General features: G+C 59.6%; 12 protein-coding genes. 6 read left to right on the top strand and 6 right to left on the bottom strand.

Annotated features, from left to right (window positions below; all coding sequences use genetic code 11):
* Nucleotides 1-7 precede the first annotated feature (7 nt).
* Nucleotides 8-1,042, bottom strand: coding sequence for an L-threonate dehydrogenase (ltnD, locus tag ACI5GA_RS14545; protein ID WP_421423081.1), 1,035 nt, complete (start codon nucleotides 1,040-1,042; stop codon nucleotides 8-10).
* 212 nt (nucleotides 1,043-1,254) lie between these two features.
* The gene (locus ACI5GA_RS14540; RefSeq protein WP_404636668.1) at nucleotides 1,255-2,073 is read right to left on the bottom strand and encodes a DeoR/GlpR family DNA-binding transcription regulator; all 819 of its coding nucleotides are present in this window, start codon (nucleotides 2,071-2,073) and stop codon (nucleotides 1,255-1,257) included.
* 236 nt (nucleotides 2,074-2,309) lie between these two features.
* On the opposite strand from ACI5GA_RS14540, the gene ACI5GA_RS14535 reads away from it, so the two are divergent.
* The 3 genes from ACI5GA_RS14535 (at nucleotide 2,310) to ACI5GA_RS14525 (ending at nucleotide 4,117) form a co-directional block, all read left to right on the top strand.
* Entirely contained in the window at nucleotides 2,310-3,149 is an 840-nt protein-coding gene (locus tag ACI5GA_RS14535) for an EamA family transporter (RefSeq protein ID WP_421423080.1), read from the top strand.
* A 30-nt stretch (nucleotides 3,150-3,179) separates the two neighbouring features.
* Nucleotides 3,180-3,566: an MAPEG family protein gene (locus tag ACI5GA_RS14530; protein ID WP_421423079.1), complete on the top strand. Its 387-nt coding sequence runs from the start codon at nucleotides 3,180-3,182 to the stop codon at nucleotides 3,564-3,566.
* A gap of 98 nt (nucleotides 3,567-3,664) precedes the next feature.
* Nucleotides 3,665-4,117: a c-type cytochrome gene (locus tag ACI5GA_RS14525; RefSeq protein WP_421425480.1), complete on the top strand. Its 453-nt coding sequence runs from the start codon at nucleotides 3,665-3,667 to the stop codon at nucleotides 4,115-4,117.
* A gap of 153 nt (nucleotides 4,118-4,270) precedes the next feature.
* Here ACI5GA_RS14525 and ACI5GA_RS14520 read toward each other — a convergent pair whose 3' ends face one another.
* The 4 genes from ACI5GA_RS14520 to ACI5GA_RS14505 all read right to left on the bottom strand — a co-directional run bounded on the left by ACI5GA_RS14520 (nucleotide 4,271) and on the right by ACI5GA_RS14505 (nucleotide 8,890).
* Nucleotides 4,271-4,675: a DUF1090 domain-containing protein gene (locus ACI5GA_RS14520; RefSeq protein WP_421423078.1), complete on the bottom strand. Its 405-nt coding sequence runs from the start codon at nucleotides 4,673-4,675 to the stop codon at nucleotides 4,271-4,273.
* Nucleotides 4,676-4,737: 62 nt separating this feature from the next.
* The gene (ligB, locus tag ACI5GA_RS14515; RefSeq protein WP_421423076.1) at nucleotides 4,738-6,423 is read right to left on the bottom strand and encodes an NAD-dependent DNA ligase LigB; all 1,686 of its coding nucleotides are present in this window, start codon (nucleotides 6,421-6,423) and stop codon (nucleotides 4,738-4,740) included.
* Nucleotides 6,424-6,683: 260 nt separating this feature from the next.
* Complete coding sequence (gene metK / locus ACI5GA_RS14510) at nucleotides 6,684-7,874, bottom strand: methionine adenosyltransferase (RefSeq protein ID WP_404636663.1); 1,191 nt, start codon at nucleotides 7,872-7,874, stop codon at nucleotides 6,684-6,686.
* A 20-nt stretch (nucleotides 7,875-7,894) separates the two neighbouring features.
* The gene (locus ACI5GA_RS14505; RefSeq protein ID WP_421423075.1) at nucleotides 7,895-8,890 is read right to left on the bottom strand and encodes an ArsR/SmtB family transcription factor; all 996 of its coding nucleotides are present in this window, start codon (nucleotides 8,888-8,890) and stop codon (nucleotides 7,895-7,897) included.
* A 259-nt stretch (nucleotides 8,891-9,149) separates the two neighbouring features.
* Between ACI5GA_RS14505 and tkt the strand changes: the two genes are divergently transcribed.
* From tkt to ACI5GA_RS14490, 3 genes are all read left to right on the top strand, one after another.
* Nucleotides 9,150-11,147, top strand: a complete 1,998-nt coding sequence (gene tkt / locus ACI5GA_RS14500; protein ID WP_421423074.1) for a transketolase — start codon at nucleotides 9,150-9,152, stop codon at nucleotides 11,145-11,147.
* A 186-nt stretch (nucleotides 11,148-11,333) separates the two neighbouring features.
* Nucleotides 11,334-12,383, top strand: coding sequence for an erythrose-4-phosphate dehydrogenase (gene epd / locus ACI5GA_RS14495; RefSeq protein ID WP_404636660.1), 1,050 nt, complete (start codon nucleotides 11,334-11,336; stop codon nucleotides 12,381-12,383).
* Nucleotides 12,384-12,399: 16 nt separating this feature from the next.
* Nucleotides 12,400-13,563 (top strand): phosphoglycerate kinase, encoded by a 1,164-nt coding sequence (locus tag ACI5GA_RS14490; RefSeq protein ID WP_421423073.1) that lies wholly within the window; start codon nucleotides 12,400-12,402, stop codon nucleotides 13,561-13,563.
* Nucleotides 13,564-13,581: the final 18 nt, after the last annotated feature.

Genomic DNA, 13,581 nt, shown 5'->3' with positions numbered 1-13,581 from the left:
CGATTCCTCAGTCGTTGGCGGCTTTGGCGCCCGGCAGGGTGATGCCCGGGAAGATTTTGATCACGGCGGAGTCGTCTTCACGGCCAAAGCCTGCGGTCGACGCCTGCATGAACATCTGGTGCGCGGTGGACGACAGCGGCAGCGGGAATTTGCTGGCGCGGGCGGTATCCAGTACCAGCCCCAAATCCTTGACGAAGATGTCCACAGCCGACAGAGGCGTGTAGTCAGCCTTGAGGATGTGCGGCACGCGGTTTTCGAACATCCACGAGTTACCGGCGCTGTTGGTGATCACTTCGTACAGTGCGTCAGCGTCAACGCCTTCACGCAGACCCAGCGCCATGGCTTCGGCGCTCGCAGCAATGTGCACGCCCGCCAGCAACTGGTTGATGATTTTGACTTTCGAGCCCAGGCCATGAGCGTCTCCCAGACGATAAACCTTGCCCGCCATGCCATTCAGGACAGCGTCAGCTTTGGCGTAAACGTCGGCAGGGCCGGAGGTCATCATGGTCATCTGACCGGCTGCGGCTTTAGCAGCGCCGCCAGAGATTGGCGCATCGAGGTACAGCAGACCTTTTTCGGTCAGGCGCTGGCCCAGCTCAATGGCGAAAGTAGGGGCGACGGTGGCGCAACCGATGATCAGACTGCCCGGCTTGAGCGCGGCGACAGCGCCGTTTTCGCCAAACAGGACGGTTTCGGTTTGCTCGGCATTGACGACGACGGTGATGATCACGTCGCAAGCGGCAGCCATGGCGGCCGGGGTTGCACAAGCAACACCGCCCTCGCTGGCGAATTGTTCGGTGACCGCTGCACGTACGTCGCAGGCATGAACGTTGAATCCGCTGCGCAACAGGGAGCGTGCGATGCCAAGACCCATGGCACCCAGTCCAATTACGCCGACGTTCTTGTTATTCATGTGTCTCTCCTCGGGTTGAGCGCCGAAGTTTAGCCAGCACTCGAACGGTGTTTGTTCTGATCTGTTAAAGATAGTGAACCTGTGAGCGGATAATGTGAAGCAGTTTTTCAATTTAACAAAAGTTAACATTGATCGTTTTTTGATCAGACACAAAAAAGCCCCGGTTTAGAGCCGGGGCTTTCAGGGTGCAAAGGTCGCGTTTTACTGGGCCTATTGTTTGACGCAGAACCTGTGGGAGCCGGCTTGCTGGCCAAGGCGGTGTGTCAGTCCACTCATCTGTGATTGATCTCACGCATTCGCCAGCAAGCCGGCTCCCACAAGGGCCATCTCACGGCATGGATTCAGCGCTTGTCGACCGACGCCAACATCAACTCAACTCCCTGAGCACGAATGCTGTCAGCCGCCGCCTGGGCCAATCCGTCGTCACTGATGATCGCGTCGAACTGCTCAAGACTCGCCACCTTGTACATGCCGAACGTGCCGTATTTGGAACTGGTGGTCAGCAGCACGCTGCGTGACGCCGCCTGCATGGCTGCCTGCTTGACCTCCACTTTCAGCGCCGAAGGCGTTGTCGTGCCGCGCTGCAAATCCCACGAACTGGTGGACATGAACGCCACGTCGGTCGCCAGATGGCGCAAGGTCGCCGCCGCCAGCCCGCCTACGCAGGAACGGTTCGGGTGATCCAGCAGCCCGCCCGTATGAATCACGTTCACATGGGTGGCATCGGCCAGCGCATTGACCACGCCAAAGTCGTTGGTCACCACCGTCATGCCAGCCAGTGCGGCGATGTGCGGCACCAGCTCCAGCGTGCTGGTGCCCGCGTCCAGATAGACCGTCATCTCCGGGTGCAGCAGTCCGGCAGCCAGACGCGCCATGGCCTGCTTGTGCGGCAGTTCGACGACAGCTTTCGATTGATGGCTCGGCTCGCTGTGCACCTGGCTTGCGATGCGCACGCCGCCCGTCACTGAATACGCGCGGCCGCTCTGTTCGAGCAATGCGATGTCGCGGCGGATCGTCATGTGCGAGCAATCGAACATTTCCATCAACTGGTGCACGCTGAGCACCTGGTGTTTGCGTAACTGACGCAGCATCAGCTCACGGCGCTGATCGGGAATCATGGGCGCTGCACCACTGACGGTGGTGTCTTCTTCGCTGGACATTGAGGCTCCTGGGGCATTGCGGTACAGCCGGTGTCGGCTGTGATGGCTGGCATCTTAGCCAAACGTCGGGGCGGTCGCAGCAGTGAAAAACATCGAAATTCACACCCCTGCATCGCGTGTTCCTGCCTTGGGAATCCTTTATCCTCAACCGCCACGGGGTGTGAGGGCGAATCGATGCCTGCCCGACAAGAAGAAAAAATCGCTCGGCCCTGCGTTCGGGCGGATAAGGAGAGCAAGTGCTCGCGACAACGTTGGTTCTGATCGCAGCGGTGCTGCATGCCACCTGGAACACCCTCATCAAATTCAGCGGCGAACGTGTGTTAGTGATCGCCAGCATGGACGTCGTCGCGTTTGCGCTGGCGGTATTGGCGCTGGTATTCGTTTCGCCACCTCCTTTGCATATCTGGCCATGGTTGGTGGCGTCGGCATTGTTCGAATTGCTTTATCGCGTGCTGCTGATCAAGGCCTATCGGGTGGGCGATCTGGGTTTGGTCTATCCGTTGATGCGCGGACTTTCACCGCTGGTGGTGCTGGCCCTGACGCTGATCTTCGCCGGGGAACACCTGACGACCCAGCAGATTCTCGGCATCTTGCTGATTCCCTGCGGCATGATCTGCCTGCTGTGGCAGGGCGGCGGCGGAGACCGGTTGCCGTGGTCGATGCTACCGGTGGTGGCAATGATCGGGCTGTGCATCGGCTGCTACACCTTTATTGACGGGCAGGCACTCAAGCGCGGCATTGCGCCGCTGGATTACATGGTGTGGTTGACGCTCATCAGTGCGTGGCCTTTTCCGCTGTTGGCGATGGTCAGCAAGCGTCCCGCATTCACCCTGTTCTGGCGGGAGCAGTGGAAACTGGGCTTGAGCGTAGGATTTTGCGTGTTATTGAGCTATGCCTTGGTGTTGTGGGCGATGCAGCTGGGGTCGGTGGCAGAAGCGGCGGCCTTGCGTGAGGTCAGCGTCGTGCTGGTGGTGCTGTTCGGTATGCGCTACCTGAAAGAACCTTTCGGTCGGCCACGGCTCTTAGCCTGTGGGTTGGTATTACTCGGAATGCTTCTGATGAAGCTCAGGTTTTAAAGACGCTCATATTTAAAAAGGAAGATTCAAATGACCGTTGCCTTCTGGTGCGTGTTGATCGTGATTCTGCTGCCGCTCGTATGCACGTCGATTGCCAAGTTCGGCAGCGGCAAGTTCGCCCTGCGTGACAACCACAACCCTCGGGATTTCCTTGAGCGTCTAGAAGGTCTGCCCCGTCGAGCTCATGCTGCCCAGCAAAACAGCTTTGAAGCCATTCCCGGTTTCGCTGCGGGCGTGATCATCGCTCACATCGCCGGTGTAGCGCAGTTGGTGACCATCGATGTGTTGGCCGTGTTGTTCGTCACCACGCGCTTGCTCTACATCATTTTCTACCTGACCGACCTTGCGGCCCTTCGCTCACTGGTGTGGTTCATTGGCCTGGCGCTGGTCGTTGCGTTGTTTGGCATCTCGGTCTGACGGGATAGCTATCCTTCACTTGGGTTTTCAATGGCGCGCGCAGATACTGGCGGCCATTTTTTCAGCCATGAGCCGCCATGAAGTCGAAGCGCGTTGCCATGAAAAACATTCGGTTGATCAGTCTGCTGTTGATGGCCGCAGTGGGGCTGAGTGCCTGCGGCGGTGTTGATCCAAACTCGCCGCTCGGCCAGCGCAAGGCGATTTTCAAGCAGATGCTCAAGACCAGCGAAGACACCGGCGGCATGTTGCGCGGTCGATTGCCATTCGAAGGGCCGAAATTCGCCGAGGGTGCGGTCAAGCTCGATGCGTTGTCTCACGAACCGTGGAAGCATTTTCCCGCAGTGAAAGAGTCGGAGCACACCAGCGCCAAGGACGCCGTCTGGCAGCGACAGGCGCGTTTTCAGGAGTTGGCCCGAGCGCTGGAGGCCCGGACCGGGGAGTTGGTTATTGCGACCAAAACCCTTGAGCTGAACCCCGCCAACATGATCCCGCCGATGAACAACGTCGAAGATGCCTGCGATGCGTGCCACAAGGAGTTTCGCGATCACTGAAAGCAGCCGCGGATAAGCGTGTGGGAGCCGGCTTGCTGGCGAAAACGTTGTGTCAGCTCCATCATCTGCTGCTGATACACCGCATTCGCCAGCAAGCCGGCTCCCACAAAATCTATCTCATGCCAGAAGGTGTATCAGCGGAGAGGTTTGGCCTCATTCGTCGTCTTCATCCGGCTGAATCTCTTCCAGCTTCTGCTGCTCGTCTTGCAACTCCTTGCGCGACTCAGCCAGCTTGTCCTTGCGCTTGTTGATCTTGTCCGCATCACCTTTCTTCATCGCCTTGTCCAGATCTGCCTGGCGCTTGCCGACTTCCTGCTTGGCCTCCAGCACTTTCTTCTCTTGGGCCTTGATCAAACCGGCATCAGTGCAGTGGTCGGTATTTTCAGCAAGGGCCTTTTCCAGTCCGGCCTGTTGCTCACCGTTGCCGGCCGCTTTGGCCTGGTCAATCTGGGTCTGGATATCGGCGCGCTTGGCTTCGCACAGTGGTTCGGCGGCGAACAGTGGGGTCGCCAGCATCCCGCAGGCGGCGAACACCATCAGGGGGGACAGAAAATTCATGAGTGCTCCTTGAAAAGGCAGGCCCGGACGGGCAGCAAACCACCGGCCGGGCGAAAAAATGACTAAAAACCGTGAATACCGTATTCCCGCAACTGCATCGCCAACGCTTGCACCTGCGGGTCTTGAAAAAATGCTACCAATTGCTTCGCACGACCCGGGCCAATTCCAGGTTCAACGCGCCATTGGTCAACACTGCGCGCTGACAAAACGGCCCATGAATCACCCAGGTTCACACCCGCTGTGGGCGGCAAACCGATGGCTTTGAGCCAAACTTCGAACGATTGTTCGCGGGCATCCTGAAAACTCTTCAGCAGTTTAGCGCTGCTTCGCTCGCCGAGGCCGGGAATGTTAGCGATCTGTGCACCATCAAGGCGCATCCAGTCCAGTAAACCACTGAGTTCCCCGCCCTCGATCAGCTTGTCCCACGTCCCTGGACCGACACCGCTCATTGCCAGCCCTTTCTTGCCACTGAGCCACTTCAAGCGCTCACGAAACTGGCCCTCGCAGCCTTCAATCGGCTCCCAGCAACTTAAGGCGTGATACTTGGCGGTATCCGGCACGTTCAGGGGCACCCGTTCGACACTGCGCGTCACCACGCCGTCCAGACGCGGAATGGTCAGCCCCGCCAGGCTGATCGCTACCTGATCGCCGGGCCGGATATCCAGCATTTTCCAGCGTTTCAAAGAACCCACGCTGATCCGGCTGATCGTGCGGTCGTCCAGCTGCACCGGCTCGATATCCAGCACAGGCGTGACCTTGCCGCTGCGCCCGATGTTGAACTCCACCTTGCGCACCGCTCCCAAAGCCTGAGCGAACGGATATTTCCATGCGGCGATCCAGTAGGGTGCTTTGGCCTGCCAGCGATCGACCGTTGGACGATTTCCCTGACGTAAGATGACGCCATCGGTCGCGAATGGCAGGGCGCTTTTGTACCAGTGCTCGCGCCATTTCTTCGCCTGCACGAAGCTCTCGAAGGGTTCGCTCAAGTTGAGGCTGTCTTCAAAACCCAATGCTCGCAAACTGTCCAGCCGCTCACGCATGTCGGCAGGGCCTTGTGGCCAGTCCCAGACAAACAGCCCAATCTGCGCGCCCTCGGCTTCGGTGATGTCCGTTCGTGCCAGCAAACCGGCCACCTTGCTGCGAGCCTTGAGACTGCCCGCCCGGGCTTGCACATGGCGGGGCAAGCGCCAATACAACTCGCCTTGCAGCACCATGGGCGCCTTCTCTTTTAATGTGCGGGGTATTGCGCCGATCTTTCGCGCATGTGCTGTCCAGTCTTGCCCTTTGTTCCCATCTCCACGGCTGATCGCCTTCACGAACTCTCCGTTTTCATACACCAGCGTCACTGCGACACCATCGACTTTCGGTTGAATCCACAGGTCGCTTTTGCCCCTGAGCCAAGCCTGTACGGCGCTTTCGTCCAGCAACTTATTCACCCCGGTATGCGGTACCGGGTGACTGTGCTTACCCCTCGCCGTCTTAAGCGGGTCAGGCTCGGGGGAGCCAATTTCGGCGAAACATTCGCGCAAGAGCGACAAGCGTCGCACCGTTTGGTCGTACAACTCATCCGCGACCAGGGAAATGCCCTGCCGGTGGTAACTGTCGTCCCAATGAGCGATCTGCTCTTGTAGGCCGCGCATCTCGCTTTGGGCCTTGGCGGGAGGCCATTGAGGGCAGGTTTTAGCGGTTGTGAGGGTGGAGAAGAAGGCGATAGCAACGCAGAGGACTGAGCGGGAGAAGGGCAGCATCGGTGCATCCTTGCTGAGAACAGGAAGCGTCAAGGCTAGGGTTTCGTGCGGGATGATTCAGCGGTCATCCGTTACCAGGCTTTTCTGGGTGGTTCAGGGTGTAATAAATACAGGTCGGGTTCGTTTTGTGCGGGGATGTGTCCTTACAAAGGCTGCTCATTGTTACTGCTAAAACGGAGGGCGTTGCGATATACGCATGAAAAGCCCCTGACGACTCACATCGTCAGGGGCTTTTCTTTACCCGGTGCCGCTAGGGCGTATTACAGACCGGCAGCAGCGCGCAGGGCGTCGGCGCGGTCGGTTTTTTCCCAAGTGAACGTGGTGAAGGTATCTTCGCCCACGGTCTTGGTTTGCGGCGTGCGACCGAAGTGGCCGTAGGCTGCGGTTTCCTGGTACATCGGGTGCAGCAGGTCGAGCATTTTGGTGATTGCGTATGGACGCAGGTCGAAGTGCTCGCGGACCAGTTTGATGATCTTGTCATCGCTGATCTTGCCGGTGCCGAAGGTGTTCAGCGAGATCGAGGTCGGTTGGGCAACACCGATGGCGTAGGAGACCTGAATCTCGCAACGCTCGGCCAGGCCAGCAGCGACAATGTTCTTGGCCACGTAACGGCCAGCGTACGCTGCCGAACGGTCAACCTTGGATGGGTCCTTGCCGGAGAAGGCGCCGCCACCGTGGCGAGCCATGCCGCCGTAGCTGTCGACGATGATCTTGCGACCGGTCAGGCCGCAGTCGCCCACCGGGCCGCCAATGATGAACTGGCCCGTCGGGTTGATGTGGAACTGGGTGTCTTTGTGCAGCAGGTTGGCTGGCAGCACGTTCTTGACGATCAGTTCCATCACGCCTTCGCGCAGGTCGGCGTAGGACACTTCCGGGTTGTGCTGAGTCGACAGAACCACCGCGTCGATGCCGACCACGATGCCGTTTTCATAGCGGCAGGTGACCTGGGATTTGGCGTCCGGACGCAGCCATGGCAGCAGGCCCGATTTACGCGCTTCGGCTTGGCGCTGGACCAGTTGGTGCGAGAAAGCGATCGGCGCAGGCATCAGCGCTGCGGTTTCGTTGCTGGCGTAGCCGAACATCAGGCCTTGGTCGCCCGCGCCTTGATCCTCTGGCTTGGCACGGTCAACACCCTGGTTGATGTCAGGGGATTGCTTGCCGATGATGTTCATCACGCCGCAGGTCGCGCCGTCGAAACCGACGTCGGAGCTGGTGTAGCCAATGTTGCTGATCACGTCGCGAACGATCTGCTCCAGATCAACCCACGCACTGGTGGTGACTTCGCCCGCCACGATGGCCACGCCAGTCTTGACCAGGGTTTCCACGGCGACGCGCGCGTGTTTGTCCTGAGCAATGATGGCGTCCAGCACCGCATCGGAGATCTGGTCGGCGATTTTATCCGGATGCCCTTCGGACACGGACTCGGAGGTGAAAAGGGAGTATTCGCTCATCTCGACAATTTTCCTGAGTGTTACCGATGGTGAGTGTCGCCAGTCGGTCGCTGAAAGTGGCGGACCTGAATCTGGAAACCATTGCGTAAACCGATGTACAGACTTTCTCCGGGGACCAACCCCGCCGCGATGGCCCAACGGGCCAGATCTTCTTGTTCGAACCCTAACCAGAGGTCGCCGCAGGCTTCTTTGGCCCAGCTCTGGTCGTGGCTGCACAACTCTGTCACCAGCAGGCTACCGCCGGGTTGCAGCAGGTTGGCCAGTTGTTTCAATGCATCGGCAGGCGCTGCAAAGTGATGAAGCACCATGTTCAAAACGACGCAGTCGCCCGAAACGTTAGCGCTGGACAGGGCGTCGGCCAGTTTCAGCTCAACGTTGTTCAGTGCCTTCTGTTCACAGAGCGTACGCGCCAGTTCAAGCATCGCCGGGCTGTTGTCCAGCCCCGTGACATGCCGAAAGCGTTGCGCCAGGTCAGGCAGAAAACCGCCATCGCCGGGACCGACTTCCACCGCCGTGGCGTCGGCATCGAAGCTCAGTTTGTCCAGCAGCGACAGCAGGCTGTCGCGGTATTGGGCCAGTCCTGCGATCAGGTCCTGCTGAGCCCGAAATTTTTCGGCGGTGCGTGCGAAGAAGTCCTGACTGGCATTGGCGCGCTGACGGTGAACCAGGCCGATACGGGCCTGTACGTCTTCGGGCAGTGTCAGGTTGTCGGCTTCTTCCAGCAGGGCCGCGTGCAATTTGCCGCCGAACTGATCGATGTGGGGCAGGGCGCGGCGATAGAAGATCGCATTGCCTTCGCGACGGGTTGCCACCAGATCGGCCTGGGCCAGCACCTTTAAATGGTGACTCATGCCCGACTGGCCCATGGCAAATATCTGCGCCAGTTCCAGTACGCCGAACGAGTCGTTGGAGAGTGCGCGCAAAACGTTCAGCCGCAACGGGTCGCCACCGGCTTTGCACAAGGCTGCCAGTTCATCGCTTTGGTCATGGCTGAAAGTGGGCGCACTCAGATTCATAAGGCTGGCAGTCTAGTGATCGACTGCGTGTGTCGCAAGGGCAATATCAAAAAGTTTTGATATTGCTCGATGGGTGGTGATTTGCCGTCGCGGCGATTACGTCACTTAAGGGCAAATCCGACGCAATGCTGGAGAAATATCCTGCACAACTGCGGAAAATCGTGTCTGAGCCTTGATCTGTCATTGCCCCGAAGCAGTGCCTGAGGGAAAATGGCCGCCTTTTTCAGATCCCACTTCTTTCTGCCCCAGGAGATCAGCGATGCCAAGCCGTCGTGAGCGTGCCAATGCCATTCGTGCACTCAGCATGGATGCCGTGCAAAAGGCCAACAGCGGCCACCCAGGTGCCCCAATGGGCATGGCGGATATCGCTGAAGTCCTTTGGCGCGACTACCTGAAACACAACCCGGCCAACCCGCTGTTCGCCGACCGTGACCGGTTCATCCTGTCCAACGGCCACGGCTCGATGCTGATTTACTCGCTGCTGCACCTGACCGGCTACGGCCTGTCCATCGATGACCTGAAGAACTTCCGTCAACTGCACAGCCGCACGCCGGGTCACCCGGAATATGGCTACACCCCAGGTGTTGAAACCACCACCGGCCCATTGGGTCAGGGTTTCGCCAACGCTGTAGGTTTCGCTGTCGCCGAGAAGACACTGGCTGCACAGTTCAACCGCCCGGGCCACAACATCGTCGACCACCACACCTACGTGTTCATGGGTGATGGCTGCATGATGGAAGGCATTTCCCACGAAGTCGCTTCGCTGGCCGGTACTCTGCGCCTGAACAAGCTGATCGCTTTCTACGACGACAACGGCATCTCCATCGACGGCGAAGTCGAAGGCTGGTTCACCGACGACACGCCGAAGCGCTTCGAGTCCTACGGCTGGCTGGTGATCCGCAACGTCGACGGCCATGACGCCGATGAGATCAAGACCGCCATCGACACCGCTCGCAAGAGCGACAAGCCGACCCTGATCTGCTGCAAGACCACCATCGGTTTCGGTTCGCCGAACAAGCAGGGCAAGGAAGAGTGCCACGGCGCGCCACTGGGCAACGACGAAATCGCCCTGACCCGTGCTGCGCTGAAATGGACCCACGGTCCGTTCGAAATCCCGGCTGACATCTACAAAGAGTGGAGCGCCAAGGAAAAAGGTCTGGCGACCGAAGCCGAGTGGGACCAGCGTTTCGCGGCCTACTCCGCTGCTTTCCCTGAGTTGGCCAACGAGCTGATCCGTCGCATGAGCGGCGAGCTGCCAGCCGACTTCGCCGAGAAATCCGCCGCTTACGTCGCGGAAGTCAACGCCAAGGGCGAAACCATCGCCAGCCGTAAGGCCAGTCAGAATGCCCTGACCGCCCTCGGCCCGCTGCTGCCTGAGTTCCTGGGCGGTTCGGCTGACCTGGCCGGTTCCAACCTGACCATCTGGAAAGGTTGCAAGTCCATCACTGGCGAAGACGCCAGCGGCAACTATCTGCACTACGGTGTGCGCGAATTCGGCATGGGCGCCATCATGAACGGCATCGCCCTGCACGGCGGTTTCGTTCCGTACGGCGCCACTTTCCTGATCTTCATGGAATATGCCCGCAACGCGGTGCGCATGTCCTCGCTGATGAAACAGCGCGCGATCTATGTGTTCACCCACGACTCCATCGGTCTGGGCGAAGACGGTCCGACGCACCAGCCTATCGAGCAACTGACCAGCCTGCGCACCACGCCGAACCTGGACACCTGGCGCCCAGCCGATGCCGTGGAGTCGGCCGTAGCTTGGAAACACGCCATCGAGCGTAACGACGGTCCGTCGGCGCTGATCTTCTCCCGCCAGAACCTGCCGCATCAGGCTCGTGATGCGCAGCAACTGGAAAACATCAACCGGGGTGGTTATGTACTGCGCGACTGCAACGGCGAGCCGGACCTGATCCTGATCGCGACCGGTTCGGAAATCGGCTTGGCCGTTCAGGCATTCGACAAGCTGACCGCTGACGGCAAGAACGTGCGTGTCGTTTCGATGCCGTGCACGAGCGTCTTCGAAAGCCAGGACGCGCTGTACAAGCAGTCCGTTCTGCCGCTGGAAGTCAGCGCCCGTATCGCCATCGAAGCCGCTCACGCTGACTACTGGTACAAGTACGTCGGTCTGGAAGGTCGCGTGATCGGCATGACCACCTTCGGTGAGTCCGCTCCTGCGGCGGCGCTGTTCGAAGAGTTTGGCTTCACGCTGGAAAACGTCATCAGCACCGCTGAAGAGCTGCTGGAAGACTAAGAAGCTGCGCTCCCCTTGTAGGACGTGGCTTGCCCGCGATCTGCTGCGCAGCGGCAGTGAAACCTGACGGCGTCGATGTGCCTGACACAACGCGTTCAACGGGTTTGCTGCCGGTTCCCGGCAGATCGTGGGACAAGTCACGCTCCTACAGGGATATATGCAACGCCCGCATTTGCGAGAACCCTCATGCCTCAACCACATCCTTTCAAAGTCGCCCTCAACGGTTACGGTCGTATCGGTCGCTGCGTCCTGCGCGCGCTGTGCGAGCGGGGTGCGAAGGCGGGTTTCGAGGTGGTGGCGATCAACGATCTGGCTGACATGGCCAGTCTCGAATACCTCACGCGCTTTGACTCCACCCATGGCCGGTTCCCCGGCGAAGTGCGGGTCGAAGGCGATTTTCTGCACATCAACGATCACGTCATCAAAGTGTTCCGCAGCGCGACGCCGGAAGGCATCGACTGGAACGAGCTGGACGTCGATCTGGTGCTGGAGTGCTCGGGTGTCTATCACACCCGCGCCGATGGCGAACGTTTCCTTTCTGCCCGCGCGCCTCGGGTGCTGTTTTCGCAGCCGATGGCCAGCGAGGCGGATGTCGACGCCACGATCGTCTATGGCATCAACCAGCAGACCCTGACCGGCGACGAGCGGCTGGTCTCCGCTGCGTCCTGCACCACCAACTGCAGCGTGCCGTTGCTGGACTTGCTGAACCGCGAGTTGGGCCTGGAATACGTCACCATCACCACGATTCACTCGGCGATGAACGACCAACCGGTGATTGACGCCTATCATCACGAAGATCTGCGTCGCACGCGCTCGGCGTTTCAGTCGATCATTCCGGTGTCCACCGGTCTGGCGCGTGGCATCGAGCGGCTGCTTCCGGAACTTGCAGGCCGAATTCAGGCCAAAGCAGTTCGTGTGCCGACGGTCAACGTCTCTTGCCTGGACATCACCATGCAGGTGGGGCGTGACACCGACGCGGTCGAGATCAACCGAATTCTGCGCGAGGCGGCGACCAGCGGCCCGCTCAAAGGCCTGCTGGCGTACACCGAATTGCCGCATGCCAGTTGTGATTTCAACCATGACCCTCATTCGGCCATCATCGACGCCAGCCAGACACGGGTTTCCGGCCCTCGGCTGGTCAACGTGCTGGCCTGGTTCGACAACGAATGGGGTTTTGCCAACCGAATGCTGGATGTCGCTGATCACTATCTGCGCAGTATCCATAAACAACAGTAATAAACAGGAACGCCTCATGACCGTGTTGAAGATGACCGACCTCGACCTGCAAGGTAAGCGCGTGCTGATCCGCGAAGACCTCAACGTCCCGGTCAAGGACGGTGTCGTCACCAGCGACGCACGCATCCTTGCTTCGCTGCCGACCATCAAACTGGCGCTGGAAAAGGGCGCTGCCGTCATGGTCTGCTCGCACCTGGGTCGTCCGACCGAAGGTGAATTTTCTGCCGAAAACAGCCTCAAGCCTGTTGCTGCGTACCTGAGCAAGGCGCTGGGTCGCGATGTGCCGCTGGTGGCGGACTACCTGGGCGGCGTGGACGTGAAGGCGGGCGATATCGTCCTGTTCGAAAACGTGCGCTTCAACAAGGGCGAGAAGAAAAACGCCGACGAGTTGGCGCAGAAGTACGCGGCCCTGTGCGATGTATTCGTGATGGACGCCTTCGGCACCGCTCACCGCGCTGAAGGCTCGACCCACGGCGTGGCCAAATTCGCCAAAGTGGCTGCCGCTGGCCCGCTGCTGGCGGCCGAGCTGGACGCACTGGGCAAGGCGTTGGGTAACCCGGCCAAGCCGATGGCGGCCATCGTCGCCGGTTCCAAGGTCTCGACCAAACTGGACGTGCTGAACAGCCTGAGCACCATTTGCGATCAACTGATCGTCGGCGGCGGCATCGCCAACACCTTCCTGGCTGCTGCCGGTCACAAGGTGGGCAAGTCCCTGTACGAGCCGGACCTGCTGGACACCGCCAAAGCCATCGCGGCCAAGGTCAGCGTGCCATTGCCGGTTGACGTGGTAGTCGCCAAAGCGTTCGCGGCGGACGCCGAAGCCACCGTCAAAGACATCGCTGATGTGGCCGACGACGACATGATTCTCGACATTGGCCCGAAAACTGCCGCACATTTCGCCGATTTGTTGAAATCTTCCAAGACTATTCTGTGGAACGGTCCGGTTGGCGTGTTCGAGTTCGACCAGTTCGGCGACGGTACCAAAGTGCTGGCTCAGGCCATCGCGGAAAGCCCGGCGTTCTCTATCGCGGGCGGTGGCGATACGCTGGCAGCAATCGACAAATACGGTGTGGGCGAGAAAATCTCCTACATCTCCACAGGCGGCGGCGCGTTCCTCGAATTTGTCGAGGGCAAAGTCTTGCCTGCCGTGGAAGTTCTGGAACAACGCGCCAAGGCTTGAGATTCAGGCCGAGGTGAA

This window comes from Pseudomonas sp. Pseu.R1, from assembly GCF_045764065.1.
Classification (GTDB): Bacteria; Pseudomonadota; Gammaproteobacteria; order Pseudomonadales; family Pseudomonadaceae; genus Aquipseudomonas.
Note: the sequence above shows the minus strand (reverse complement) of the source record. Positions and strands in the feature narration are given on the sequence as shown.